The sequence below is a fragment of the Paraburkholderia lebeckiae genome, assembly GCF_050436225.1.
Lineage (GTDB): Bacteria > Pseudomonadota > Gammaproteobacteria > Burkholderiales > Burkholderiaceae > Paraburkholderia > Paraburkholderia tuberum.
On the sequence record NZ_JBNDLU010000002.1, the window covers coordinates 4,098,411 to 4,122,868 of the forward strand.

Sequence of the window (24,458 nt, forward strand, 5' to 3'; positions counted from 1 at the left end):
TCCTTTACTTAGGGTCACAGCGCCGCGGGCGCCGCCTGGCGCACGCAACGCTCTTCATGCATCGCGATCGCGGCATCGATCTGCCGCAGATACGTGCGTTCTTCCAGCAAAGCCTGGCGCGCTTCGTAAGGCGTCGTCGGGATGAAACGGACAGCACCGTTCAGGCGCACCTGCGCGAGCTTCCACAGATCGGCCTGAATCACCGCGCCGATCTTCGGATAGCCGCCGGTGGTCTGCGCGTCGCTCATCAGCACGATCGGCTGACCGTTCGGGGGCACCTGGATCGTGCCGGGCAGCACCGCGTGCGACAGCAGGTCAGTCTTGTGCGTGCGCTTCAGCTCGGTGCCGGCAAGGCGATAGCCCATGCGGTTGCTGTTCGGCGTCACGAGCCACTCGTCGGACCAGAACGACTGCTGTGCATCCGCGGTGAAGCTGTCGTATTCGGGGCCGCGCAGCACGCGGATCGGTATGGCCCACGGCACGCCCGACGGATGACGACCGCGCCGCAGCGGCTCGTTGACGAGCACGAACTTGCACCAGGCGGGCGCCTTCACGCCGAACTCGGGCGCCTCGGGCGTGAAGCCGAGGTGGCCGCGCTGCTGCGGCGCGCCGACCGGCAGACGGTCGCCGTCGTTGAGCGCGCGGCCGCCCAGTCCGCCGAAATGGCTGGCGAGGTCGGTGCTGCGCGAGCCGAGCATCGGCAGCACGTCGATGCCGCCCGCCACGCAGACATAACCGCGCATGCCGCGCTTCGCCGCGTGCAGCACGAGCTCCTGGCCAGCCTGCACGGGCAGACTCCAAAACGAATAAACGGGTTTGCCGTCGAGCGTCGCGCCGAACTCGGTGCCGGTGATCGCGACGCGCGTCGCGCGCAAAAAGCGCAACGCGGTCGGGCCGAAGGTGATTTCGAGGCCGGCCGCGTCGGGGCGGTTGCCGACCAGCCGGTTGCCGACCTCGAGCGACAGGCGGTCGAGCGCCCCCCCCATCGCGACGCCGAGATGCCGATAGCCGTGGCGGCCGAGGTCCTGGATCGTGGTCTGGAGACCCGCGCGGATCACGTCGATCATGCGTGCATCCCCGCGATCGTGAAGCGCACCCGGTCGCCGGGCTGCAGCAGCGTGGGCGGCCGGCGCGCCGGATCGAACAGCGGCACCTCGGTGCGGCCGATCAGCTGCCAGCCGCCCGGCGACACCGCCGGATAGATGCCAGTCTGCTCGCCGCCGATGCCGACCGAGCCGGCTGGCACCTCGAGCCGCGGCGACGCGCGGCGCGGCGTGTGCAGCGCGGTGTCGAGCCCACCCATATAGGCGAAGCCGGGCTGGAAGCCGAGAAAGAACACCACGTAGGCACCCCCCGCATGACGTTCGACGACCTCGCGCGCGCTCAAGCCCGTATGTTCGGCGACCGCCTGCAGATCGGGGCCGAATGCGCCGCCGTACTGCACTGCAATCTCGACGTCGCGCCCGGGCGCGACGGCTTTGGCCGCTGCGTTCCAGGCCGTCAGCAACTGCTCGCCGAGCGCGTCGGCGTCGGTCGAGAGCGGGTCGAACACGAGCGTCAGATTGTTCATGCCGGGCACGACTTCGAGCACGTTCGGCCAGTCGCGCGCTGCTTCGGCCGTAGCCCACACGCGCTGCTGGCACTCCAGCGTGGCGGGCGGCGGCGCTTCGCAGACGAGCGCGGCATCGCCGAGGGGAAAAATTCGTGGTTGGCTCATTGACTGGGCGGCCCGGATCGAATCGGAGGATGAGGCGGACAGCGCGGTGCGTTGGCGCATGCCCGGCACGGAGTCGGCGACATTTGAAGCGTACATTATCAATAAAATATCGACGAAATACCAATAAGCGTATTTGCCAGGCTCGTCGGCGGCGGGGCATCGTCGTACACTTGCGACACTTTTCCAGCCCATTTTCGTCACGGGAACCTCGTATGACGCGTCATCCCACCAAGATCGTTTCGTCGGAACACCTCGTCTCCGAAAGCAGCGCGGAACTCTCGGAACTCGAATACGCGCTGATCATGGCGGGCAATGCGTTCAACCGCTGGATGGTGCGCTGCATGTCGGCGGCCGGCGACAAGGACATGACCGCGATCGAGGTGTCGCTGCTGCACCACGTGAGCCATCGCGAACGCCGCAAGAAGCTCGCGGACATCTGCTTCGTGCTGAACATCGAGGACACGCACGTCGCGACGTACGCGTTGAAAAAGCTCGTAGCTAGAGGGTACGTAAAAAGCGAAAAGACCGGCAAGGAAGTGTTCTTTTCCGCAACCGACGCGGGCCGCGAACTATGCCTGAAGTACCGCGAGGTGCGCGAAAACTGCCTGATCTCGACGCTCAAGGAAAGCGGCCTGACCAACCAGCAGATCGGCGAGGCCGCGCAGTTGATGCGCAATGCGTCGGGCCTGTACGACACGGCGGCGCGCGCGGCGGCTTCGCTGTAACGACGAAGCACCGCGCAAGCGCCGGCGCGTCACACGCCGCGCATCGCGCGTTCAGCCCGGCAGCGCCGGATGAAACCCCGCCTCTGTGATTATCAGATCGAGCGCAATGTCATGCGCCTCGCGTTCCAGCGTGTCGGTGCGGCACGCTTCGTACGCGATGCCGACCGTGATCGGCTTGTGCGCCGCCGGCCAGCCGGCCAGCGTGCGGTCGTAATAGCCGCCGCCGTAGCCGAGGCGGTAGCCGTCCGAGTCGAAACCCACGCAGGGCACGAACAGCAGCTCGGGCAGCACCACGCGCCCCGAGGTGGGCTCGGCAATCTTGTGATGGCCGATTTTCATCGGCGTCGCGGGCGTCCAGGCATGGAATTCGAGCGCCATGCCACGTTCTTTAATGATTGGCAGACTGGCTTCGTGGTGCGAGTCCGCGGCAAGCCAGATCGCAATCGCCCCGCGCGCGTCGAACTCGCCGGCAAGCGGCCAGTAGAATCCCGCGCTGCGTACCGCGTAGTGCTTCAGCGCGTCGAGCATCCGACGCCCGAGCGCGGCATTCTTCGCCGGCTCGGAAGCCGCTTGCAGACGGCTTTCCAGCAACATCCGGCGCAGCGCCTTTTTCGTTGCCGGGACAGGGTTGCATGCTATGCTTGGGTCCAATTCGCGCTCCAGAAACAACGATGTCAAAACGCCTTTTTCGAGTATATCGCGCGATCAGTATCGCGCTTGCCGCAGCGGCACTCGTGGCCTGCAGCACTGCTTCGGCCGTCAAGCCCCTTCCACTCTCGCAACTCACGAACGACGACCAGATTTTCGTCCAGCTTCGCGAAGCCTCGCGTACTAACGACGCGGCGCGCGCAGCTCAGCTCGCGAGCATGATCCCGAATTATCCGGCGCCCTCGTATCTGGAGTACTTCCAGATCAAGCCGCAACTGTTCGATTCGACCGGCCATGCGCGCATCGACGCGCCGGACGCGCCCGTGCTCGCGTTCCTGCAGAAGTACGACGGCCAGGCGATCGCCGATCGCATGCGCAACGACTACCTGACGGTGCTCGGCACGCGTCACGACTGGCGCAACTTCGACCAGCAGTACGCGAAGTTCGTGCTCGACGACGACACTCAGGTCAAGTGCTACGCGCTCGAATCGCGCGCGTCGCGCGGCGAGAACGTCGCGGACGCGGCGCGCGCGCTGCTCGTCGAGCCGAAGTGGTACGGCGACGGCTGCGTCGATCTGATCACGGTGCTCGGCGTGAACCACCAGTTCAGCGCCGACGACATCTGGGCGCAAATTCGTCTCGCGTACGAGCAGAACTACACGAGCACCGGCAGCAAGCTCGTCGACGCGCTCGGCGACCAGCCGCCCGACCCGGTGCTGTTCAGCCAGGCGACCAATACGCCGCCGCTATTGCTCGCGCGCGGCGTCGGACCGGATGCGCAATCGCATCAGCTGGCGCTGCTCGCCATCACGCGCATGGCGCGCAATGATCCGGCCATGGCCGCGGCCACGTTCGCGTCGGTCGCGCCGTCGCTGAATTCGCCGGAGCGCGCGATCGGCTGGGGCACGATCGGCTATCAGGGCGCGCTCAAGCAGATGCCTGGCGCGGTCGACTGGTTCCGGCTGTCGGCGAACGCGCCGCTGTCGAATCCCGCGTATGAATGGCGCACACGCAGCGCGCTGCTCGCAGGCGACTGGAACATGGTGCGCTGGTCGATCGAGCAGATGCCCGAGTCGCTGCGCAAGCAATCGTCGTGGGTGTACTGGCACGGACGCGCGCTGAAGCAGGCCGGTGACACTGCCACGGCCAGTCAGGAATTCCAGTCGATCGCGTCGAACTTCAACTTCTACGGCCAGCTCGCGCTCGAAGAGCTCGGCCAGAAGATCACCGTGCCGCCAAAAACCACCGTGACCGACGCTGAAGTGCAGCAAGCCGGCACCACGCCGGGCTTCGATCTCGCGCAGCGCTTCTATGGGCTGAACCTGCGGCTCGAAGGCAATCGCGAGTGGAACTGGCCGTTGCGCAACATGTCCGACCGGCAACTGCTCGCCGCCGCCGAGTACGCGCGCCGCATCGAGCTGTACGACCGCACCGTCAACACTGCGGACCGCACGAAGAGCGAGCACGATTTTTCGCTGCGCTATCTATCGCCGTTCCGCAACATCGTCGAGCAGGACGCGCAGTCGAGCGGGCTCGACGTCGAGTGGGCGTACGGGCTGATTCGCCAGGAGTCGCGCTTCATCATCAACGCGCGCTCTGAGGTCGGCGCGGGCGGACTGATGCAGCTGATGCCCGCAACCGCGCAACTGGTCGCGAAGAAGATCGGTCTGGGACCGGTGTCGCGCGAGCAGATGAACGACATCAACACCAACATCCTGCTCGGCACGAACTACCTGGCGATGATCTACAATCAGTTCGACGGGTCCGCCGTGCTGGCCACCGCTGGCTACAACGCAGGTCCGGGCCGTTCGCGCAACTGGCGGCAGTCGCTGCAGCGCCCGGTCGAAGGCGCGGTCTTCGCCGAGGCGATTCCGTTTCAGGAAACTCGCGACTACGTGAAAAATGTGTTGTCCAACACGGTCTACTACGCGGCATTGTTCGAAGGCCGTCCGCAATCGCTGAAGGCGCGCCTGGGTTACATCGCACCGTAAGCGCCTTGGCGCCGCAATCTCGCTTCGAGGTTGCGGCGCGCTTCGCCAGCCGTTGCCGCGGCTTCCATCAGGGAGTCGAAAATGCGACATCAAGCCATCGCGGTCATCGGCGGTTCAGGGTTTATCGGCAGCTACCTCGTCAACGCGCTTGTCGAGACGGGCAAGGACGTGCGCGTCGCCACACGGCGACGCTACAACGCGCGCCATCTGACCATGCTGCCGATCGACGTGCTCGAAACCGACGTGTTCGATCCGGTGCAACTCGCGCGCTTCGTCGAGGGCGCGGATTGCGTAATCAATCTCGTCGGTATCCTGAACGGCAAACGCGGCAAGCCCTACGGGCGGGAGTTCGCGCATGCGCACGTCGAGCTGCCGACGCGCATCGTCGCCGCCTGCGAAGGCAAGGGCGTGCATCGGCTGATTCATCTGAGCGCGCTAGGCGCCAATCCGAACGGCCCGAGCATGTATTCGCGCTCGAAGGCCGACGGCGAGAAAGCCGTGCATGCGGCCAACGTCGCGTGGACGATCTTCCGGCCGTCGGTCGTGTTCGGACCCGAGGACGCGTTTCTGAACAAGTTCGCGTTCCTGCAGCGCGTGTTTCCGGCCATTCCGCTCGCGATGCCGGACGCGCAGTTCCAACCGGTCTATGTCGGCGACGTCGCGAAGGCGATCGTCAACGTGCTCGATCTCGATGGCGCGAGCGGCCGCACCTACGAGCTTGGCGGCCCGACCGTCTACACGCTCGAAGATCTGGTTTCATACTGCGGCGACGTGATCGGCAAGCATGCGCGCATCATCCGTCTGCCCGAGCCGCTCGCGCGCCTGCAGGCGTTGAGCTTCGAAATGGCGCCGGGCGAACCGGTGATTTCGCGCGACAATCTCGATTCGATGAAGGTCGCCAACATTCTGAGCGGGCCGCTCGCGCCCGAACTCGGACTCGAACCGGTCAGCCTCGAAGCGATCGTGCCGACGTACCTGACCGGTGCTGCCTCGGGTTCGCGACTCGACACGTTCCGCGCCAGCGCCGGACGCTGAAGCCTATTTCCCTCTACCCGATAACCAGTATGAAACTGCTGATTGGTGACAAGAATTATTCGTCGTGGTCGATGCGTCCGTGGCTGCTGCTCACGCACTTCGGCATTCCGTTCGACGAGGAACTGATCCTGCTGTACGAAGCGGACACGAATGCGAAGATCCGCGCTCAGGCGCCGCGCGGACCGGGCAAGGTGCCATGCCTGATCGACGACGCCGGGCAGGCCGTGTGGGATTCGCTGGCGATCGCCGAAACGCTCGCCGAGCGCTTCCCGCAACACGCGCTGTGGCCGCGAGACGCGGCGGCGCGCGCGCATGCGCGCAGCGTCAGCGCCGAGATGCATTCGGGGTTCGGCGAGTTGCGCTCGAAGATGTGGATGAACATCCGTGCGTCGTTCCCGGGCAAGAACGCGACGCCGGGCGCGCTCGCCGATATCGCGCGGATCGAGACGATCTGGCGCGACTGCCTCGAGACCTACGGCGGTCCGTACCTGTTCGGCGAATTCGGCATTGCCGACGCGATGTTCGCGCCGGTCGCGATGCGCTTCAACACGTGGAAGCCGGCGTTGTCGGAGACCGCAGCCGCCTATGTCGAGCGGCTCACCGAGCTGCCCGCGGTCAATGCATGGATCGACGCCTCGCGCCGCGAAACGCACGCGATCGCCTATCAAGACGAATGCCCATGAATATCTATGCAGTAGGTGGCGCGGTCCGCGACGAGCTGCTCGGCGTGCCGGTGCAGGACCGCGACTACGTGGTGGTGGGAGCGACACCCGAGCAGATGGTCGCGCAGGGCTATCGGCCGGTGGGCAAGGATTTTCCGGTATTCCTGCACCCGCAGACGCACGAGGAGTACGCGCTCGCGCGCACCGAGCGCAAGACGGCGGCCGGCTATCACGGCTTCCAGTTTTTCTATGCGCCCGACGTGACGCTCGAAGAAGACCTCGCGCGCCGCGATCTGACGATCAACGCGATGGCGCGCGAGGTGCGCCCGGACGGTGAGCTGACCGGCCCGGTCATCGATCCGTTCAACGGCCAGGCTGACTTGCAGGCGCGGCTTTTTCGCCATGTCAGCGCCGCGTTCCTCGAAGATCCGGTGCGGATTCTGCGCATCGCGCGTTTCGCGGCGCGTTTCGTCGATTTCACGGTCGCGCCGGAAACGCTGGCGCTGATGCGCGAGATGGTCGCTGACGGCGAAGCCGATGCGCTGGTGGCCGAGCGCGTGTGGCAGGAGGTGTCGCGCGGGTTGATGGAGAAGAAGCCGTCGCGGATGTTCGGCGTGCTGCGCGACTGCGGCGCGCTCGCGCGGATTCTGCCGGAGATCGACGCGCTGTTCGGCGTGCCGCAGCGCGCCGACTATCACCCCGAGGTCGATACCGGTGTCCACGTGATGATGGTGCTAGACCATGCCGCGCAGCAGGGCTACACGCTGCCGGTGCGCTTCGCGGCGCTGACGCACGACCTCGGCAAGGCGACCACGCCCGAGGACCTGCTGCCGCGGCACATCGGCCACGAGGGCCGCAGCGTCGATCTGCTGAAGCCGCTGTGCGAGCGGCTGCGCGTGCCGAACGAGTGCCGCGATCTGGCGGTGCTGGTCGCGCGCGAGCACGGCAATATCCATCGCGTGATGGAGATGGGGGCGGCGGCTCTGGTGCGCCTGCTCGAGCGCAGCGACGCGATCAGGAAGCCGGCGCGCTTCGCCGAGGCGCTGCAGGCCTGCGAGTCGGATGCGCGCGGGCGGCTCGGTTTCGAGATGAGCGAGTACCCGCAGGCCGAGCGGCTGAGGCTTGCACTGGTGGCCGCGCGAGGCGTGGATGCAGGGGCAGTGGCGCAGCGGCTCGCCGATGCGCCGGCCGGCATCAAGGACGCCGTGCATGAGGAGCGCGTGCGTGCGGTAGAGGCTGCCCTGGCTTGAAGTCGCGCGGGCGAAAAGTAGCGCGCGACGGCGCCTACAACACCCGCGCCAACAGCGACAACAGCATCGACAGCACCAGCGTCGACATGAACGGAAACGGATACTCGCGGCCGAACAGCCGCAAGGTCACGTCGCCGGGCATACGGCCGATGCCGAGCTTCCTCAGCCACGGCCAGCACGACGACAGCACCGCGACGGCGACGAAGGTAGTCAAAAGCCAGCGAATCATCGCGAGTCCTCGAGCCAGAGCGGATTCACAATCACAGCGTATGCGAACGATCGCCGCCCGAAAAGGCACGCAGCGTATCGTCGAGTCCGCGCGAAAACGCGATCACCTTGAAGAGCTCGCCCATCTCCGCCTCGGACAGCAGCTTCTGTACCGCGTTGGCGGCGGGAAGAAAGCGCGCGGCGTCGGCGGGATCGATTTCGCCGAGCACCTCGGTGACGCCCGCGTTCAGGAGGAAGCGCGCTTGCGATGTGAAGCCGAGCAGGTCCGCGCCGGTCTCGACGCCCGCCTCGGCGATGCCGGTGAATTCGACGTGCGCGGTGATGTCCTGCAGACCGGGGTACAGGAACGGGTCGCCGTGCGCGCGGTGCCGGTAGTGGCACATCAGCGTGCCCTGCGCGCGCTGGTCGTGGTAGTACTCGTGGCGCGGAAAACCGTAGTCGATCAGCAAGATCGCGCCGCGCGCGAGCATTGTGCAGATGGTGCGCGTGAAGGCGCGCGCGGCTTCGTGCGTTTCTGTCACGTAGTCGTCGCCGGCCGGGTCGCGGGTCGCATCGATTTCGGTCAGCAGCGCAAGGTCCGCGGCGGCCGCGACGGGGCGGTCGTCGAACGCGAAGGCGCCGTCGCGCCACACCACGCCGCGCTCGCGCCAGACACCGCCGTTTTGCGCGAAGAGCCGCACCGGCATCGCATCGAGCACCTCGTTGCCTATCACCACGCCTTCGAAGCGCTGCGGCAACGCGTCGAGCCAGCGCACTTTCGCGAGCAGCGCGGGCGCGGCCACCGCGATCGTTTCGCGCTGCCGCTCGCGCAGCTCACCCGATAGATCGATGATCGAATAGCTGTCGAACTCGGCGCCGAGCGTGTCGAGCGCATTGAGCAAGCCCGCGGCGAGCTTGCCGGTGCCGGCGCCGAACTCCATCACATCGCGCGTGCCACTCGCCTCCAACGCTTCGGCGAGCGGGCGCGCGAGCGTCGCGGCGAACAGCGGCGACAATTCCGGCGCGGTGACGAAGTCGCTGCCGTCGTCGGCGCGCAGGCCGAATTTACGCGCACCGCCGCTGTAGTAGCCGAGCCCCGGCGCGTACAACGCGCGCTCCATGTAGCGGTCGAACGGCAGCCAGCCGCCGGCCGCGTCGAGCTGCGCGCGGATTTCGGCGACGAGCGCGTCGGACTGCGCGAGCGCGCTCGGGCCGGGAGCAGGTAAACTGTCGGGTTGGTGAGCTTTGGGATTCATCCCCGCATTGTAAATGGCTCCTTTACGATTTGCCGGGACAGTGGAGGATAACTGACGACAACAAATTCAACGGGTTACGCTAACCGTGTTTGAATTTCTTATCGCCGTGTTTCATGAGTTTTCGCTGCCGTTGTGCCGTCAGTGTGCCAGGGCGCCCGTCGTTGCGCAAGAACGCCGTTGGGAGCACGCGTCTGCTTGAACTCGTTAGAATGCGTTTAGCTTTCGCACGCCTGGCCAAAGTTATTTGGCCATTGAAGGTCTGATGGCACCCTGGTAGCATAACCATACGACCGAAAAACCGGCCAAAAACTGGTTTTCGGCTCGCCGCTCGCGCCGCAGCGCATGCCTTAGCAAATCTGCCGGAAATTTGCTGGGTTTTCCTCTCAATTTCCCCTTCTGATCTAACCCAAATGTCCGATGCCGCCAGGCAGGCGTTGCTGCGCGCTTACCTTTTGCATTTTCAGGACTTAATCCATGCCTGCTATTCCGACCACGATTGAGAGCACCCCGACTACATTTACTCCGGCTTTTACCTTCGTCCCTCAGATGAGTGAGTTCGATGACATCTGGAGTTGCTGCGCCATGATTTCAGGCAAGACGATCGAGCAGGTGCGCGAAATCGCCGTTACCAAGCTCAAACACCCGGCGCGAGGGCCGTTCTATTACGGCGAAACTCATATTGCGGCACTACTCGCCCAACTGGAATTCGTCGGGAGTGTATATAAAGAGATCTCCAAGGTATCGGATATTCCAGATTTAGCTCTTATTCTTGTGAATTTCCACGAGGATATGCAATGCGGACGACATATCCTCTTTCACCGGGGGCGGGCGTCGCACACCTCTGGCACGAGTATCGAATACGCCATCGATCCATCCGTTGGATGTGTACCGGCCGAGCGCATTCGCAATAACTTCAAGAATATCGCCGGCCATTGGGTAATAGGCATCCATTCAATGAACATCAAAACCGGGACCGGCAAATAGCCGAAGCCGATACATCGTCGGCAGGGATAAACAGCTTAGCGGCCGCTAGGCGACCTTTCAGCGGCAGGTTCGGTAGCGGTCGCTGGCTCGCTAAACTCGAGTAGCGCGGACGGCGGCACGCCAAGCGTATGCGCCAGTACACAAATGTTGATGAGCGCGATGTTGCGCTTACCTCGCTCGACCTCGCCTAGATACGAGCGGGCGAGGCCGCTTTCCAATGCGAGTCTCTCCTGCGACCAGCTACGGCCCTTGCGTAGCTCGATCAGGCGCTTTCCGAATAGCGAAAGGGGATCGTAATCCATCGGGGATTCATGTTGAAAGAGCCCTTAGCGTATGGGTTTGACCGGTGTAGGGACACGCTCTATGATTACCCGCGCTATAAGTGACATTGATGCAATCAAGGCCATTGCGAGAGTCGTTATGGCCGCGTGGAATCGGTTGCGGGGCTGAGCCCGCCGACGGACTACGCCGGGGTGTCCGGCGAGTGCTAATTCGAGAGCACTTGCCGGGATGGCATACAACAAAACTTTCAAGAACATGCACAACAACAAGTCATTAACAAGTCTTTGCTGCATCGCGCCCGTTCTGGCATTCGTGCTTCTCGCCGGCTGCAACAAGGTAGATACGTCAAAACCCAATAACGACGTATCTACGTCACAGCCCAGCGGCGCCATAGATACGTCGAAGCCCAACAATAAGGAGATCGAGGCCGCGATTCACGACCTTTACGGCTCGTGCCCGTTATGGGCGGTCAGAAACGTGCGGCGTATCGACGGTGCGCCGGCAGGCGATAAGCAGTCGTACGCGATCGCGAGCAACTTCGTTTTGGTACTTAAAGATCCAGCACAGTTGCAGCGGTATGTCGTGCAACCAGGCGGAAGAGTGCTCACAAGCGTCGAGGAGCTCTCTGGTTTCACTAATAGCCCGGCAACCAGTTCGGATTTCAAGGACTGTAATCTCCGAGCTATAGGGCTGATGGCGCTCAATACCCCTAATCACCACATAGCCGCGGCTTATCAGGTGCAGGAAGCCGACCTTTTTGTGCAAAGCGAGCGCGGTTGGCACCTGCTGTACACCAACACTACCGGCATCAACTTTTCGAGAGAGACGGCCGAGGCTCAGGATATTAGGGATGTCGAGCCCATCGTTTTGACGGAAGGAGAGGCGGCATCGCCTGTCGTATCCTCGAATACTTCGACTGCGAAAGTACCCTCCGGCCAGTCTGGGTCGAACGCGACGCAATCGAGTTCGGCCGAGGTCAACCCAGGCGCATCGACCCGTGAGAATGCCGGCGATCGCAACGTCTTTCATCGGCTGAACCTCCTGGTTCTGTCGCTGCTCAGTCATGGCAACCGTGCGGATAAAGGGGCCAGTACCAGCAATCCGCCGGTTGCCACAATTGCGACAACTGGCAGCGAGCCGGCTGCGGCCAGCGCCGTGCCCGACGTCGCCAGCAATCCGGCACCTGCGGACAATGTAGTTCCGGCACCCGTGTCAGCTCCAGCATCACGGCAAGCCGCCACCAGTGCCGCGTCTGCTGTGGCTCTGTCGGTAGCTGAACCGGTATCGATAGCGGCTCAGCCTGCCGCTGCTTCGGCCGCGATGCGTGGGGATGACGCCGGTGCACCGCTACCAACACAGGCCAGCGCGTACGCCGATCAGGCTGCCAAGCTACAACTGCTGTTGCGGAAGGCGCGGGCCGAGTTCAACCGCATGCAGTACCGGAGCGCCGTGGCGACGACCGAGGCCATCCTGCTGCTCGATCCCGCCAATACGCAGGCGCAGCAGCTTCGGGCCAGGGCGTTGCGCCTTGAGCAGGAGTCAGCGGTCAAAGCATCGCCGCCTCCTGCAATTACGGCGGCGCAAACCCAGACGCCGACATTGGCGACAACCACGACTCCTGCGCCGCAGCCCGTGAGTCGAACGCTGGTACCAGCGGACCTCGAAGGCGACTGGCACGGTACCTATGCATGCGGTCCATACAGCGGCGCGGGCTTGGTGCCCGATTCGGATGCATGGACTCATCGCGTCAAGCTGACCATTCGTAACGGACGAGGGCAGCTCGTGCGTCAATCGCACGGCGAGCATCCATACCGCGAGGTTCTCACGGGTACGGTCGGCCCCGATCTGACCTTGCAGCTAAGCGGCACCGGGCAGTACGCCGATGCTGAGCATGCGTGGACTACTGCCTTCAGCGGGCGATTTGTCGGTACGACGGAGCGGCCGGCGTTTCAGGCCGATGGCGCATTGACGAACTGGCGTGGCGATAAGACCCGCACGTGCCACCTTGTGCTGGGTCACTAACCGCTCACATTATCTGGCTGACGCGCTGCTGTCCGGCGACGTGTCGCGAACAATTAGGAGATCACCTTCATGGCATTTTGTGAACAATGCGGGACGCAGTTCGGCGCGAGCGCGGCCTTCTGTAGCAACTGCGGCAAGTCGGTCGCGATCCTCACGTCGACGCCGCCCGTCTCATCTCTGGGCCAGCCGGTGCAGCAAGCTCGGACTGCACCGGCGCAGGCTACTGACAATCTGGCGGAGCCGTCAGACAAGTGGCGGCGGCGCTTCGCTGCCATCGAGAAGGCGGGCGGTGAGCGGGTTCGGTGGTGGCGCTGGCCGGAGGCGAAGCAGCTCACCGGCAAGGAGAGACGGCTGATTACCGCGAACCTGTGGGCGTTCGTGTTCGGGCCTTTCTACTACCTGTATCTCGGCATGTGGCGCAAGGCCATCACGCTATCGCTAGCCGCGCTCGTGATCGGCGTCATCCTCGGCATGGGCGGTGACGCACTGAACGTGCCCATCGACAACTTTCTCTGGATCGTCTCGGCCGTCATGTTCAAGCAATGTGCGAACGTCGATTACTACCGGAAGACCGTGCTCGGCCGGAAGGAATGGTGGTGATGGGCACGGTCTGACCGCGATTCTGAATTGGAGTCGCCTGCATGATTGATACACATACAGCTTGACACCCGGCGCACCGCGCCTCCCATCGACGCCGTTACAGCTCGACCGAGTACCTGCCGCAAAAGCCAGAGCGCGATGCTCTGGCTTTTTGCATTTATGGACCCGGTTGCCGTGGCGGAGAGTCCTTCGCTTCACTGGAGAGAAATCTCATGACCCGCACGAACCCGGATGAAAACCCCCTTCAACAGCCGTCTAGCCTAGGCGTGCTCCTGCCAGCGCGGCCGCTTTTCAGGCTTGGCCAGATCGTGGCGACGAGGAGGGTATTGACCCATCTAGAGCACCGCGGTATCGCTGCGGACCCGTATCTCAGGCGTCACGTTCGCGGCGATTGGGGCATGGTGCCGCCAGAGGACGCGCGCGCGAACTGCCTTTCTGTCGAACACGGCGCGCGCATCCTATCGAGCTATGACATTGCAGAAAAGCGTGTATGGATCATCACGGAAGCGGATCGCAGCGTGACGGCGCTCCTGTTTCCAGAGGAATACTGATGGAAACCTTCCCCGTCTCGCCCGCCGCAGCTTCCATGCGCCTGATCCGGCGACCGCTGCGTGACCTGCTTCGGCAACTGCCGTCCTTGCCCATTACGGTGTCCGGCGAGCCCGACTATGCAGAGGCCGATCCCGACCTGCTGGTGAGCCTCGCGGAGTCCGCCGAACTTGCGTTGCAGATCGTGCATGGCGGGTTCTCGTCGGTCGCGTTGCTTCAGGCAAGCACGGCGCAACAGATTGCAGACGGCGAAGTCAGCGCGGAGCACGCGGCAGCGTTGGGCCGGTTGCTCGTTGAGCTGGGCGAATTGCTCTCGCCCGCTCATGGCCTGTCGATCGAGTGCCGGCGCTACACCGCAGACTACGTGGGAAAGGGGGCGGACCATGGCGACTGATATATGCCTCCATGCTCGCAGAAGGCCAATCCGCCTAAAGAATCTCGCCGATCCCATCGAGCGGAGATACCAGAAGAAACGTCGCCGGAGCGAGAAGTCCCCAGCTCGCAGTCTGCACAAGCACAACGACCGCTCGCGCTTCGAGGCCAGTGCATCTGAAATACGCGACCAGCACGAACAGTACGTCCAGCGGCGCAGAGTTTTTATGACGTGGAAAGAGCGTCACGCTGAAACGCTCGGCGCAATGATCCCGGTCAGGCGCACCCGGATCGACGTGACCGTGCGCTTTGACAACCTCAACCCGGCGGTGTCGTTCTCCATTTCGGCGAACAGTATCCGCATTGCTATTTTCCTCGCCGGTCGATCCTGCGATTTGCGTTTCTTCGACTCGGACCCGCGCCGTGTGGCGGGGGGCTACGTCGACGACTCGCTGCTACCTGAGTACGTAGTCGTGCATTCAACCCGGCAAGCACTGTGGCACTGCGAAGTCTTCGATCCTTTCCTGCGGTGGTTTGAGGACCAATTCGCGATGGCGACAGAGTGGCTATCGCGGAAAGACGAGCACAGTGACGCCCCCCACAAATCGAGATATTCATGAGCATGATTTCATACCTGCGCGTATCAACGGCAGGCCAAACCGTCGAAAACCAGCGTCAGGCGATAGCGACCGCAGGTTACGAGATTGATCGGGAATTTACGGACGAGGCAACGAGCGGCACGACTGCTGCCGACAGTCGCAGCGGGTGGGCTGCTTGCGCCGGATACCTCCGTGAAGGCGATATCCTCACTGTCTACGCGCTCGACCGACTTGGCCGGAGCGCCGTTGACGTGCTATCGACTATCAATACGCTGGATGCGCGGGGCGTGCGGCTGGTTATCCTCCTTCAGAATTTCGACACGGGCACGCCCGCGGGCAAGCTGGCGTTGACCATGTTCGCGGCGTTCGCCGAGTTCGAGAACAGCATCCGAAAGGCGCGGCAGCGAGAGGGAATCGCCCGCGCCCGAATGGAAGTCGGGAAATATCAGGGCCGCAAACCCAAGCTCACAGCCGAGCAGCAGGCCGAGTTGCGACGGCGGTTTGATACCGGTGAGAACCGCAGCCAGCTCGCCCGAGAATTCGGGATTGACCGCGTGACAGTGCACAGGTATTGCGCGGCCACAGGCAGTTGACAACATTAAGTGGACAGAGGAGCGGGTGCATTGACCGATCGCCACTTCGCTTCTGCAGACTTTTCGGCCTCTTCGGGGTACGTACCGCTCGTAGCCGGCGGGCATGGCGACGAGGCGCTGGTCAAGTACCCGGCTCTGCCGGTAGTCGACATCCTCGATGTAGGCGCGCGAGTTCTAGAGCTTCGCCGCGCGCAGCACGCGTTCAAGCCGTCGCGTGTCACGCTAAACCGCTGCGCGTCGGCGTTCGGCGAGCTCCTCGACAGACAGTCTAGCGCTAGCCGACAGAGCGGACTGCTCTGAAGGGCACAGGCCATGGCGTTTAGCGTCAGAAGTGTCGTGAGCTGAAAAGCACAGCTGTTCGTCGTGGATGCGGGCGGTGGCTGAGTCTCACCTCCCGTTGCTAGCATTCGTAGCGAGGTCCGCGACGGTCAGACGAATGGCCTATCGTGCCTCTGGCGGTGCAGTCCAGCCAGACATTTCCTCGGTCAGGACGAAGCGAAGATCGGACGCCGACATCGCCCTGGCTTGCGATGGAATCCATTTCATTTTGTGGACAAGATAGAAGTGAATTGCGTCCATCCCGTTCAATTCCTTGTAACCCTCGCGCTGAGCAAGCGTGTCCCCGAAAACCTCCAGCATGTAGGCCAGTTTCCCATCTGTGTCATGCAGATTTTTCAAAATTTCATATCGGTTTTGGCTCATTCAACTTTCTCTCGTTTTCGCGGCTAACTGGACAAAAGTCTGACGCGAGGTTTATGAATCACTTCAGGGATTCTTTCAGGGCATCATTCAAGTCGTCAACGTGGATGGCCGTAGGATTTCCAGTCTTCATTTTCCATACGGTGTAGCCACCCTTGACCGCCTTGCCACGCAATTCGGTCTGCGTGCCTTCACTGATGAACCGCACCTGGATCTTGGTCTTTCCGCCGTCTTGGATGTCGAAGAGCTTACGCGCCACGGCGTCGGACAGAAGATGGCCGCCCTTTGTGTCCAAGCAATAAATCAGGTTTTTCTTCCAGACGATGAAGTCCGGATAGAAGGAAGCAGTGTCGCCTTCGGAGAGCAAGGGGATCGAAAAGCCGCCCGCGCTCGGATTGCGGTGCCACGTGAAGCCGCTCGCGTCGATTGCCTGAGCGAATGCCAATTCAAATTTGTTGAACCCGTGATAGCGCTCATAGAGGCCATTCGCGAAAGCCGTTCCCGCTTTGGGAACCCGCATGGTTCCGAACGGGAAATCGTTTTCGCTGGCGTAGACCAATTCCGAATGCTGGAAATAGGTCTTGACGATGTTGGCTGCCAAAGATTCGGCGGCCTTGTGAGCGTTGCTTTGCGCCTGCACTCGCACGTCAAACTTTGTCCCTTTTAGATTGGTGGCGGCCAGGGCTCGGTTTGAGCGACTGCGTAAGGCATTGTTCACAAGCCAACGAAGTCGAACAGGGTTCGTTTGTCCTTGCGCAATCCAAGAGGTGGGCTCATCTTCACCATTCAACTTTTTTAGATCGACAAGTTTCTTGGCAGCATGAGCTTGGGCGACTGTGTCGACGCTGCTCTCGTCGAAAGTGAAGAATTGGGACACGAGCTCCCCGATCTTCTTCGCGGCGGCGTCTGCTTCAACGCGGACGGGGCTAAGAGAAACCACCACATCCTCTTTCGGCTTGACGTCCGCCGCGCCCGAGTTGCCGCTGCCGAAGTTGCTGATGATCTCAATTGGCGCGCCTTCTTTTTGCAGTTTCTTTTTGACGGCGTCGATGGCCTCCACAAAGACGCTCTGCTTGTCCACGCGAAGGAAGAAGTGGGCGGAGTTGAGTAGCGCGGTGTCGTAATGCGTCGCGTTGTATTGGCGCAAGGCGCGTCCGATGATCTGCTCGACTTGGATCGGTGACCCCATGCTCTTGTCGATATAAGCAAGGTAGCAAGCCGGGTCGTCCCATCCCTCTTGCAGCGCGAGGTTGAAAATGATGTGCTGGTAGTCGCCGGCCGTGAAGTCGTCGAAGTCGCCTTCGCCTTTCGAGAACAGGTTGACTTCGTCAGGCTTCGTGCCTTCCGCAAAAGCAAGGTTCGCGTAGATGGCGATTGATTTCGGATCGGTACCTTTCTTTTCGACCAGATAACGCCAAATTCGGATCGGCGGTGCTTGGCGCTGCTGGAAGGGTAGGCCGTGGTCATCTTTCTCCCCATCATCACCGACGTTCGTTTTGGAGACGTAGATTGCCTTCGGTTTAAATCCCAAGCCGCGCGAGTCGATTTCCTCTTGCAAAACTGCTAGGCGGTCAGTCAGCTCGTCGAGGCAATGCTCCATCGCGGCCGTCGTGCCGTCGAACTGAATGGCCCGCTTGACGAGCTGGGCGTCGACGACGTCTTCGCTGTTCACGGTCGTGGTGACGAACCGTCCGGCGTCGGGCTCGCCATGCTCGTCTACCGCGCGCAATTCCTTGAAGGCGGCCACATCGCCGGCCGCGTCGTCCACCCACAGCTTGATGTGCTGAATGACCGATTTGTTGAACGCGTCCGGCAGCTTCAAGGTCGCCGACGCCAGCAGGTAGGCGTCTGGTTCCAACTCGGCGAGCAGTTCCGTTTGTTGAGGCGAGAGATTGTGCCCTTCGTCGTAGACAATTAGGAGGGGGCGGCGCTTTCCGTTGTCGGACCGCTCGATGAGCCGCTCCCACGGCGACTGTTTGCCGAACAGGTCTTCGTCCTGCTTGTAGATGTTCAACGCGCCTTCGGCTTGATCTTTGTTGTTGAAGAGACCGGTGGTGGAGAGCACAAGCAGAGGCGTTGATCCGTCCGAGATGAGGCTAGGGGACAGTTGCCCGACGTTGATCACATTGAAGCCGTCAACGATCTCGCTGTATTTGCCGCCAGAGAAATTCGTGTAGGTTTGGGCCACGACCGATTTCGCCTTGGACATCCAGAAGACGATCGGCTCGGAGGAGAAATGCGCGCGCATAAGTGCAACCGCTTGCGCGAGCATCGGGGTTTTTCCGGAGCCGGTTATTGCAGAAAGGGCCTGAAAAAACGGGCGCGGTGTCTTACCCTTCCACGGACGGTCCGGATGGTTTGCGAAAAAAGCGTAGCGGTCGGCAATCAGTTGCGCGGCGTGGGTTTGAAATACTTTTAGGTCAAGCATCAACCGCATCCTCGGCATCTTCGTTGTTGTAGGAATCAGAGCGCGGGTCAAAGCCAATCTGCTCCAAAACAGCGTCAGGTATCTTATAGAACTCGATCCCGGTGCCCGTGTATGTCGCGATCGACGCGTAAATATGGTAGCGGGCCGCGAGACCTGCTTCCTTCGCTTCCGTCACAATTCGTTTGAAGGCATCGCGATTCAACAACGAGTCCTCGTCTGGCGAATCCCATATTAGGAAAAAACCCTCGTTTTTTGGATTCACCGCGAACAGATGGCGATGTGTCCCGCCGGGCAGTCGTTGGAGATACGATCTGGCCTTCTCCGCCTTGTTCCAATAACTTGTCAGCAGGAGGTCGATCATTTCCTCGCGGGCAAGCGCGTTCACGGCGTCCGCATCGATCTTTCCTCGTTGCAATTCGATGAAGCGAAAACCGGCCGGCATAGGCGTGCGCTTCCCACTCGCCCAATCTCCCGTGACCACTCGCTTCACGCGCTCGGCGGTCAAGGTTTTTGCGTAGTGATCGCCCCTTTCGGTGTTGCCTTGCTCTATCAAAATGAAGCGGCGATTCGCATCGCCTTCGGCGTTCAATTCCAACACTGCTTGCCCTGTCGTCCCCGAGCCTGCGAATGGATCGAGAACGATGCCGTTTGGACGGCACCAGATTTGAATGATTTTCTTAATCAGCTTCAACGGCTTCACGGTCTTGAATTCGTGCCCCTTGCCGACCACTGCGTCAAGTTCGCTTACCCCGGTTTGGCTGTGTCCCGATTCTTCGTGATCCCACGACTGGCTTTCGATATTGAGCGGCTCTTCGTAGTCTTCGTCGGCCCAATAGGTCATTGGAACTTTGCCCTTCTTGATCTCTTTCAGGTAACGCTTCAGACGCGGGCCCCCCAGCCCTTGGCTGGTGAAAATCAATCGTGGCCACTGCTTGGCCTCGTATTTCGCCTCAGCGGCCTTCTTCGCCTTGGCCAGCAAAGCGGCGGGCCCTGCCGGCGCACCATCGGCGAACTTGCTGCCCCTGATGACCAACGCTTTGACCTTCACGGTCTTGCCCGTCTTCTCGTCGACAAACTCGTTGCCGTCGTCAATCCACTTTTCTTCGTATTCGGAGCCCCAAGCCTGAAGCCATTCGCGCATACGAGTTTTTTCATTTCGCCAATGCGAGCCTTCAGGCGGGTAAAACAGTTCGCCTGTGAATGGACTTTGGATGGCGTAGACCATCTTCGGATGAGTGTCGGAGCCCGTGCCCGCCGGATTGTCGGATGCCCAATCGCCCTCGGGGTCGTCGTCGATGTTTGTGTATCGGGCGTTCATCTCCTCGGTTCTGTCGAGCAGGCCGGTTTTTGAGCGATCACTGTTTTTCGAATACACGAGCACGTATTCGGTGGCCGACGACAGTCCACCGCGCTTCCCGCCAGTATCGCTTTTCGGCGAGTACGCTTTTTGCCAATTGATGATGCCGACGCGATTATCTTCCTTGAAAATTTCGTCCATGAGCATCCCGAGGCGATAGAGCTCGCGATGGTCGATGCACACCGCAATCACCCCCCCTGGCTTTAGCATTTCGCGCATCATCCAAATACGCGGCGTCATGAATTTGAGCCACTTGCTGTGACGTGAACCGTCGTCTTTAGCAACCAGTTCGCCGAGGTCAGGGTCGTTGGGATCTTTGTCCCATTTGTCGTTGTAACGGAAGTCTTCGCCCGTGTTGTAGGGCGGATCGGTGATGATCAAATCCACCTGGCCGCGATGTTTATAAAGCGTGACCATAGTGGACAGGTTCTCGCCGTCCCAGATTTCATTCTGAGATTGGCGTTCTTCGCTGCCGACCGAAAATTTCTTGACGATCTTGCTGAGTTTGGGTTTCACCAAACGAATGATTTGCCACGGAGCCGTGCGGCCCGTGTAGCTCATTACGATGCCGTTTTTGCCGGCCTCTTTCGCCGCTGCGTCTTGTTCTTGCAGCAAGCGGATGAGAGCGGAACGGGGCAGTTCTTCAAAGTCCATCGGCAACCTGAATCGGAAAGGCGGGGCGAGCACGCGGCCGCCGAAAATTTGGCCGTATATAGGGCGAGCGTAGCATTGTAGCTGCCGGCATCAATGCAGCCCAAGCTTACCGAGCGCGAAATAGACGAGCAAAGTCGTCGGTTTGGCACGAGGGCGTATCAATGGCGTGTGTACGCACCGTGCCAAAGACGCGCCCAAGTATATACTGTACAAATAGACAGGTGTTTTTTGAAGACGCGCGTAGGGTGGCGTCTCGGCAGGCCGAGTTGGCGAAGCGGTGATGCGGTAATTCCGGCGATCAGCGCGGGTCTCGCCGTAGAGGTTGCCTGAATTGGTCATTTGTCACCCCGGCGGGGCGCGTTGCGGATTACGTATTGGGTGGCGGCGCAACGCACGACGACCGCTTTCGGCGCTATGGCCACACCAAACGGCAGACTTCGGGACACGACTAGGGTGCTTTTCTCTGTCGGCAGCCCGTGAGCTGATCTCCTGTAGTATGACGGACCGGTGCCGGGCAGCCACCGTCCTGGCCGGGAATCACACGGAGAACAAACTACATGAATCGGGATCGGTACCTGGCCAAATCAGCTGGTGACAACATCGATGGCACGCGTGCGGGCCTTGCAAAGTTTCTACAATTGCTTGACCAACACCGCGAAGGCGTGATCGTTGTTCCTAGCATGGATCAAGTGAAAGACACGTTGCTCGCAGATGTGCTCAATGCCGCGAACCCCGCGCTTGCAGACACACTATTCCGCAAGCGAGAGTATGTCTTTAGCGATGGCTCACGGATCCAAGTGTGCTCCCAGCAAACACTCAAGAACTTCCGTCGCTCGCCGCTGTACCTCGTGCTCTGGGGCTCACACTATACGATCGATGATGTCGAAGCGTTTGATCGGTGGGGAGCGGTGGTATTCGTAGCGTGGCAAAGCATAGACTATCAGGCATGGCTACAGAATCATGACAATGTTTCCGTCATCTATGACGACAGGAAGCCGGATCCCTCGATCTGATGCCCCCTCGGCGCGGCCTATCACCCCATGAGTACAGTAGCCCCCCGCACTGAAACGACGGAACAGCACAGCGGATTGAGTGACCGGTTCTTGCGTCCATTGCTGAACGCATGGGGCAGGCTCCTCGGCTTCATCTGCCGAGGATGACGCGCTAGTGTCGTCGTGCGCCGAAGGCGGTCGCCAAGGAGACCGCCGGCGACTAGGCGGGCTGTTGCCTTTGTCGCCACAACACCAGGGTGACGCGGCGGCCGGGCTCACCACGCGAACGCGGATCCCGGACGGCACAGCGGAGGCGTCGAAGCACGAAAGCAACCCGAGTGGGCCATGATTCTGCGAATAAACGGCCAACGACGATGGCGCAGCTCAGCGCGCGGCCGGCGAGGCGGATTCCTTGGGCAGGGTAGCCTCGGCCATACCAATCGCGTTGAGGTCGAATCGGAGTCGATATTCGAAGAGCGAGACATTCGGCACGACGGCGATCGCTTCGCGCAAGCTCCCGTTAATCGAGCGCGCGACGATGACTCCGCTCACGGCCCTACCGCGCGCGAGATTCAGCGACACCCAGCCCATATAGCTCGTGATCTGGCCAATGGCTCTGTCCGGCGCCTCGCCTCGCTTCAACTCGAAGACCACGAAATTGCCGTCGTCGTCGATGGCGAGAATGTCGATCCGCCGGCCACTGCTCGTGGGGTACTCGCGGCCGCCTGATACGCCGTCGGAATAGAGATGCAGGCGCTTGCCACTGACGGGAATTGATTCGAGGTTGTCGGCGATGAACTCTTGCAACTGCCGTTCTAGGTGGAAAACGGTGTCGGCGAGCGACTCGGTGTCGTCACCGGATTCGGACAGTGACTCGGTGTCGCCGGTTATGTCGCCTAGGAGTTCTTCGGCCTGGCCTGCTTCGCCCGGACGCTGGATGCGCACTTCCGCCGATGTTTCGACTACGCTCCACCCCATTTTTTCGAAGCCTCGGCGCAACCGCTGCGAATTGTCGCCGCCACTGGCCGCCGCAGACATCCCGGCCGGCGTTTGCTCGGGGTGCAGCCGGCACCACTTCTTCATTTCGTGCACTTGCACGCCGCCGTCGGGCATCGCCTCGACAATCGAATAGCGCTTCGGGTTTTGTCGTTCCATACGCGGTTTCTCTTCTCGGCGAGGCAGTGCCTCCGTTATGGGGTAGCTCATTCTAGCGGACAGTGCCCGGCTCGAAGCGACCAACTCGGTGCGAGCGCGAGAGTGCGCTTCCGTGAACGACATGGCCGTTGCCGATGGGGTCGCCTACCGCCAAGGCGCCCAGCGGTAGTAGCCATTGCATTTGGCTAAACGCCATCGCCACGTCTGAAACCCCGACAGATCCGTATCGAAAACTGTGGCGTAATGCGACAAAGCCATAGCGAAATGACGACACACCTTTTTGCAACGGCGCGCCACCCACGACAAACATGAGAAACTTCGGGGGCGCGGTCGGCGCGAGTCATGCGGCTTATTTCCGGTGGATGCCGAACTGTGGGTCCCACAGTCGTTCGCGCTGGATGTATTCTTTCCATCGGGCCAGCCATGCATCGCGCGCCCCATCATCTCGAAACTCTGGCTCCACACCATCCCGAATATAGCCGAGGCCGTTTTTCAACTCCACGATAATGGCTGGGGCCGTCGCATCGCAAAGCACCAGATGCCGAAACTCGCCCGGAATCCGCCAACGTTTGTCGTAGCAAATCTGTCGACCTACTGATTTCAGCTTGTCGGCCAGCCCCGCAGCACGCGGATCAATGTCAGGGCCGCCCGCAGCGAGGATTTCTTTGCGGTGCCGCGTGAACGTCCCAGCAGACAGTGACTGCGCAACGAATTCCCCGGCGTCGTAAAGAGCCAACGTCTGTGCAGCGGCTGCGCCGAGTAGGCTCGGATCGAATCGCCGCGCTTCGGAATCCAGACCGGCGCGGCGCCAAAATTGGTCAATCGCAGTTCGCAGCGATTCCGATGACCACGCGTTGGGATGGGACAGTCCAAGCTCGGCGAGCGTATCGGGGCCGAAAATGATCTCGTTGCGACCGTGGGTTTCGATCACATCATGAAGCCGCGTCACACAAGATTTGATCTCCGGCGCGACGGCATATTTGCTCTTGCCCCGGTTGGTTCTTGCCATGATCTGGTCGTATTTCGGGTACTGGCGAAACTCGTCGCCCGTCTTCAGCGTAACAAGCAGGCTGCACGCCTTGTTCTTCTCGCGGAACTCCACGTGACGAACAGACATATCGTGGCGGCTGCTAAGCGAACGCAGACCTTCGAACGCTTCACGGGTTCGTTTCATCAGGTTCCTCTGCGCATTCCTGCTATTCGTCTGCGTGTGCCATGTCAACTCCAGCAAATCGGTCCGGGTATGCTTCATGAAATACGCCACCTCGTCCTCCGAAAATCCGCAGACAGTAAGTGCGATCTTCGTCAGCGTCGCCGCGCACTCCATTTCCAGTCGAATATCAGCGAGGCCCGCATGAGCATAGTTTTGGCCGATGGTCGCAGATGCCAACGGAATCTTCACTGACGCTACTGCGAGCGGCTTTCCTCCAGCGTTCTCGATCCAGTACCGGACTTCCATTTGCGCGCCGGTGAGCGGGCTGCTGACGAACGTGGCAGTGGGCTTGACTTTATGGCTGGAAAGTCGACGGACGCCAACATGTGCAAGACGCTTCCCGTGGTGGTCTTGAGGTGTGCCGAGTGGGCCTTCGACGATAATTAGGTCAATCATGGCTGCAAAAAGCGAGTGTATTTTAGTAGTGCACACGCCATTGCTTTAACCGCAGACGTGTGTGCGTGGGGT

Annotated in this window: 25 protein-coding genes; 14 read left to right on the plus strand and 11 right to left on the minus strand. The window is 61.4% G+C overall.

Going from position 1 to position 24,458, the window contains the following annotated elements:
* Positions 1 to 14: 14 nt before the first annotated feature.
* Both OKW45_RS33440 and pxpB read right to left on the minus strand, forming a co-directional pair.
* Positions 15 to 1,067 (minus strand): 5-oxoprolinase subunit C family protein, encoded by a 1,053-nt coding sequence (locus OKW45_RS33440; RefSeq protein WP_429473108.1) that lies wholly within the window; start codon positions 1,065 to 1,067, stop codon positions 15 to 17.
* Positions 1,064 to 1,717, minus strand: coding sequence for a 5-oxoprolinase subunit PxpB (gene pxpB / locus OKW45_RS33445; RefSeq protein WP_429473109.1), 654 nt, complete (start codon positions 1,715 to 1,717; stop codon positions 1,064 to 1,066). Before pxpB ends, OKW45_RS33440 begins: the two co-directional genes overlap by 4 nt.
* A gap of 212 nt (positions 1,718 to 1,929) precedes the next feature.
* Between pxpB and OKW45_RS33450 the strand changes: the two genes are divergently transcribed.
* On the plus strand, positions 1,930 to 2,442 hold the full coding sequence (locus tag OKW45_RS33450) for a winged helix DNA-binding protein (RefSeq protein ID WP_018418717.1): 513 nt from the start codon (positions 1,930 to 1,932) through the stop codon (positions 2,440 to 2,442).
* A gap of 51 nt (positions 2,443 to 2,493) precedes the next feature.
* On the opposite strand, the gene OKW45_RS33455 is transcribed toward OKW45_RS33450, so the two are convergent.
* A complete protein-coding gene (locus OKW45_RS33455) occupies positions 2,494 to 3,036 on the minus strand; it encodes a 5-formyltetrahydrofolate cyclo-ligase (protein WP_018418716.1) in 543 nt (180 codons plus the stop codon).
* 77 nt (positions 3,037 to 3,113) lie between these two features.
* Between OKW45_RS33455 and OKW45_RS33460 the strand changes: the two genes are divergently transcribed.
* The 4 genes from OKW45_RS33460 (at position 3,114) to OKW45_RS33475 (ending at position 8,028) form a co-directional block, all read left to right on the plus strand.
* Positions 3,114 to 5,081, plus strand: a complete 1,968-nt coding sequence (locus tag OKW45_RS33460) for a lytic transglycosylase domain-containing protein (RefSeq protein WP_429473111.1) — start codon at positions 3,114 to 3,116, stop codon at positions 5,079 to 5,081.
* An 81-nt stretch (positions 5,082 to 5,162) separates the two neighbouring features.
* Positions 5,163 to 6,116, plus strand: coding sequence for a complex I NDUFA9 subunit family protein (locus tag OKW45_RS33465; protein WP_429473113.1), 954 nt, complete (start codon positions 5,163 to 5,165; stop codon positions 6,114 to 6,116).
* Between the two features lie 29 nt (positions 6,117 to 6,145).
* Entirely contained in the window at positions 6,146 to 6,799 is a 654-nt protein-coding gene (locus tag OKW45_RS33470; RefSeq protein WP_429473114.1) for a glutathione S-transferase family protein, read from the plus strand.
* On the plus strand, positions 6,796 to 8,028 hold the full coding sequence (locus tag OKW45_RS33475; RefSeq protein WP_429473115.1) for a multifunctional CCA addition/repair protein: 1,233 nt from the start codon (positions 6,796 to 6,798) through the stop codon (positions 8,026 to 8,028). The genes OKW45_RS33470 and OKW45_RS33475 overlap by 4 nt, the downstream gene beginning before the upstream one ends.
* A 34-nt stretch (positions 8,029 to 8,062) precedes the next feature.
* Here the strand turns inward: OKW45_RS33475 and OKW45_RS33480 are convergent, their stop codons facing one another.
* Both OKW45_RS33480 and OKW45_RS33485 read right to left on the minus strand, forming a co-directional pair.
* Positions 8,063 to 8,257 carry a DUF2905 domain-containing protein gene (locus tag OKW45_RS33480; protein WP_018418711.1) on the minus strand — a complete coding sequence of 65 codons (195 nt, stop codon included), beginning with the start codon at positions 8,255 to 8,257 and terminating at the stop codon, positions 8,063 to 8,065.
* Positions 8,258 to 8,288: 31 nt separating this feature from the next.
* A complete protein-coding gene (locus OKW45_RS33485) occupies positions 8,289 to 9,491 on the minus strand; it encodes a class I SAM-dependent methyltransferase (protein WP_429473117.1) in 1,203 nt (400 codons plus the stop codon).
* 474 nt (positions 9,492 to 9,965) lie between these two features.
* Between OKW45_RS33485 and OKW45_RS33490 the strand changes: the two genes are divergently transcribed.
* On the plus strand, positions 9,966 to 10,475 hold the full coding sequence (locus OKW45_RS33490; protein ID WP_429473118.1) for a hypothetical protein: 510 nt from the start codon (positions 9,966 to 9,968) through the stop codon (positions 10,473 to 10,475).
* Positions 10,476 to 10,510: 35 nt separating this feature from the next.
* On the opposite strand, the gene OKW45_RS33495 is transcribed toward OKW45_RS33490, so the two are convergent.
* Positions 10,511 to 10,777, minus strand: coding sequence for a helix-turn-helix domain-containing protein (locus tag OKW45_RS33495; protein ID WP_429473120.1), 267 nt, complete (start codon positions 10,775 to 10,777; stop codon positions 10,511 to 10,513).
* Between the two features lie 208 nt (positions 10,778 to 10,985).
* Between OKW45_RS33495 and OKW45_RS33500 the strand changes: the two genes are divergently transcribed.
* The 7 genes from OKW45_RS33500 (at position 10,986) to OKW45_RS33530 (ending at position 15,792) form a co-directional block, all read left to right on the plus strand.
* Positions 10,986 to 12,779 (plus strand): hypothetical protein, encoded by a 1,794-nt coding sequence (locus OKW45_RS33500; RefSeq protein ID WP_429473122.1) that lies wholly within the window; start codon positions 10,986 to 10,988, stop codon positions 12,777 to 12,779.
* A gap of 69 nt (positions 12,780 to 12,848) precedes the next feature.
* Positions 12,849 to 13,379 (plus strand): DUF2628 domain-containing protein, encoded by a 531-nt coding sequence (locus OKW45_RS33505; RefSeq protein ID WP_429473123.1) that lies wholly within the window; start codon positions 12,849 to 12,851, stop codon positions 13,377 to 13,379.
* A 212-nt stretch (positions 13,380 to 13,591) separates the two neighbouring features.
* Entirely contained in the window at positions 13,592 to 13,930 is a 339-nt protein-coding gene (locus OKW45_RS33510; protein WP_429473124.1) for a hypothetical protein, read from the plus strand.
* Complete coding sequence (locus OKW45_RS33515; RefSeq protein WP_429473126.1) at positions 13,930 to 14,322, plus strand: hypothetical protein; 393 nt, start codon at positions 13,930 to 13,932, stop codon at positions 14,320 to 14,322. Before OKW45_RS33510 ends, OKW45_RS33515 begins: the two co-directional genes overlap by 1 nt.
* Positions 14,312 to 14,920, plus strand: coding sequence for a hypothetical protein (locus OKW45_RS33520; RefSeq protein WP_429473127.1), 609 nt, complete (start codon positions 14,312 to 14,314; stop codon positions 14,918 to 14,920). The genes OKW45_RS33515 and OKW45_RS33520 overlap by 11 nt, the downstream gene beginning before the upstream one ends.
* A complete protein-coding gene (locus OKW45_RS33525) occupies positions 14,917 to 15,492 on the plus strand; it encodes a recombinase family protein (RefSeq protein ID WP_429473128.1) in 576 nt (191 codons plus the stop codon). Before OKW45_RS33520 ends, OKW45_RS33525 begins: the two co-directional genes overlap by 4 nt.
* A gap of 30 nt (positions 15,493 to 15,522) precedes the next feature.
* Complete coding sequence (locus OKW45_RS33530) at positions 15,523 to 15,792, plus strand: hypothetical protein (RefSeq protein WP_429473129.1); 270 nt, start codon at positions 15,523 to 15,525, stop codon at positions 15,790 to 15,792.
* A 141-nt stretch (positions 15,793 to 15,933) separates the two neighbouring features.
* Here the strand turns inward: OKW45_RS33530 and OKW45_RS33535 are convergent, their stop codons facing one another.
* From OKW45_RS33535 to OKW45_RS33545, 3 genes are read right to left on the minus strand one after another with little or no spacing between them, the layout of a single operon-like run.
* The gene (locus OKW45_RS33535; RefSeq protein ID WP_429473130.1) at positions 15,934 to 16,194 is read right to left on the minus strand and encodes a hypothetical protein; all 261 of its coding nucleotides are present in this window, start codon (positions 16,192 to 16,194) and stop codon (positions 15,934 to 15,936) included.
* Between the two features lie 58 nt (positions 16,195 to 16,252).
* Positions 16,253 to 18,619 carry a DEAD/DEAH box helicase family protein gene (locus OKW45_RS33540; RefSeq protein ID WP_429473132.1) on the minus strand — a complete coding sequence of 789 codons (2,367 nt, stop codon included), beginning with the start codon at positions 18,617 to 18,619 and terminating at the stop codon, positions 16,253 to 16,255.
* The gene (locus tag OKW45_RS33545; RefSeq protein ID WP_429473133.1) at positions 18,612 to 20,630 is read right to left on the minus strand and encodes a site-specific DNA-methyltransferase; all 2,019 of its coding nucleotides are present in this window, start codon (positions 20,628 to 20,630) and stop codon (positions 18,612 to 18,614) included. Before OKW45_RS33545 ends, OKW45_RS33540 begins: the two co-directional genes overlap by 8 nt.
* A 557-nt stretch (positions 20,631 to 21,187) precedes the next feature.
* Between OKW45_RS33545 and OKW45_RS33550 the strand changes: the two genes are divergently transcribed.
* Positions 21,188 to 21,643, plus strand: a complete 456-nt coding sequence (locus tag OKW45_RS33550; RefSeq protein WP_429473134.1) for a hypothetical protein — start codon at positions 21,188 to 21,190, stop codon at positions 21,641 to 21,643.
* Positions 21,644 to 22,006: 363 nt separating this feature from the next.
* On the opposite strand, the gene OKW45_RS33555 is transcribed toward OKW45_RS33550, so the two are convergent.
* A complete protein-coding gene (locus OKW45_RS33555; RefSeq protein WP_429473135.1) occupies positions 22,007 to 22,777 on the minus strand; it encodes an endonuclease NucS domain-containing protein in 771 nt (256 codons plus the stop codon).
* A gap of 349 nt (positions 22,778 to 23,126) precedes the next feature.
* Complete coding sequence (locus tag OKW45_RS33560) at positions 23,127 to 24,386, minus strand: hypothetical protein (protein ID WP_429473137.1); 1,260 nt, start codon at positions 24,384 to 24,386, stop codon at positions 23,127 to 23,129.
* Positions 24,387 to 24,458 lie beyond the last annotated feature (72 nt).

Coding starts and splice junctions, on each gene's coding strand:
- OKW45_RS33455 (WP_018418716.1), bottom strand. CDS start 3,036: ATGTTGCTGGAAAGCCGTCTGCAAGCGGCTTCCGAGCCGGCGAAGAAT.
- OKW45_RS33485 (WP_429473117.1), bottom strand. CDS start 9,491: ATGAATCCCAAAGCTCACCAACCCGACAGTTTACCTGCTCCCGGCCCG.
- OKW45_RS33525 (WP_429473128.1), top strand. CDS start 14,917: ATGAGCATGATTTCATACCTGCGCGTATCAACGGCAGGCCAAACCGTC.
- OKW45_RS33500 (WP_429473122.1), top strand. CDS start 10,986: ATGGCATACAACAAAACTTTCAAGAACATGCACAACAACAAGTCATTA.
- OKW45_RS33545 (WP_429473133.1), bottom strand. CDS start 20,630: ATGGACTTTGAAGAACTGCCCCGTTCCGCTCTCATCCGCTTGCTGCAA.
- OKW45_RS33480 (WP_018418711.1), bottom strand. CDS start 8,257: ATGATTCGCTGGCTTTTGACTACCTTCGTCGCCGTCGCGGTGCTGTCG.
- OKW45_RS33515 (WP_429473126.1), top strand. CDS start 13,930: ATGGAAACCTTCCCCGTCTCGCCCGCCGCAGCTTCCATGCGCCTGATC.
- OKW45_RS33520 (WP_429473127.1), top strand. CDS start 14,312: ATGGCGACTGATATATGCCTCCATGCTCGCAGAAGGCCAATCCGCCTA.
- OKW45_RS33440 (WP_429473108.1), bottom strand. CDS start 1,067: ATGATCGACGTGATCCGCGCGGGTCTCCAGACCACGATCCAGGACCTC.
- OKW45_RS33510 (WP_429473124.1), top strand. CDS start 13,592: ATGACCCGCACGAACCCGGATGAAAACCCCCTTCAACAGCCGTCTAGC.
- OKW45_RS33495 (WP_429473120.1), bottom strand. CDS start 10,777: ATGGATTACGATCCCCTTTCGCTATTCGGAAAGCGCCTGATCGAGCTA.
- OKW45_RS33555 (WP_429473135.1), bottom strand. CDS start 22,777: ATGGAACGACAAAACCCGAAGCGCTATTCGATTGTCGAGGCGATGCCC.
- pxpB (WP_429473109.1), bottom strand. CDS start 1,717: ATGAGCCAACCACGAATTTTTCCCCTCGGCGATGCCGCGCTCGTCTGC.
- OKW45_RS33470 (WP_429473114.1), top strand. CDS start 6,146: ATGAAACTGCTGATTGGTGACAAGAATTATTCGTCGTGGTCGATGCGT.
- OKW45_RS33465 (WP_429473113.1), top strand. CDS start 5,163: ATGCGACATCAAGCCATCGCGGTCATCGGCGGTTCAGGGTTTATCGGC.
- OKW45_RS33535 (WP_429473130.1), bottom strand. CDS start 16,194: ATGAGCCAAAACCGATATGAAATTTTGAAAAATCTGCATGACACAGAT.
- OKW45_RS33540 (WP_429473132.1), bottom strand. CDS start 18,619: ATGCTTGACCTAAAAGTATTTCAAACCCACGCCGCGCAACTGATTGCC.
- OKW45_RS33505 (WP_429473123.1), top strand. CDS start 12,849: ATGGCATTTTGTGAACAATGCGGGACGCAGTTCGGCGCGAGCGCGGCC.
- OKW45_RS33550 (WP_429473134.1), top strand. CDS start 21,188: ATGAATCGGGATCGGTACCTGGCCAAATCAGCTGGTGACAACATCGAT.
- OKW45_RS33460 (WP_429473111.1), top strand. CDS start 3,114: ATGTCAAAACGCCTTTTTCGAGTATATCGCGCGATCAGTATCGCGCTT.
- OKW45_RS33490 (WP_429473118.1), top strand. CDS start 9,966: ATGCCTGCTATTCCGACCACGATTGAGAGCACCCCGACTACATTTACT.
- OKW45_RS33450 (WP_018418717.1), top strand. CDS start 1,930: ATGACGCGTCATCCCACCAAGATCGTTTCGTCGGAACACCTCGTCTCC.
- OKW45_RS33560 (WP_429473137.1), bottom strand. CDS start 24,386: ATGATTGACCTAATTATCGTCGAAGGCCCACTCGGCACACCTCAAGAC.
- OKW45_RS33475 (WP_429473115.1), top strand. CDS start 6,796: ATGAATATCTATGCAGTAGGTGGCGCGGTCCGCGACGAGCTGCTCGGC.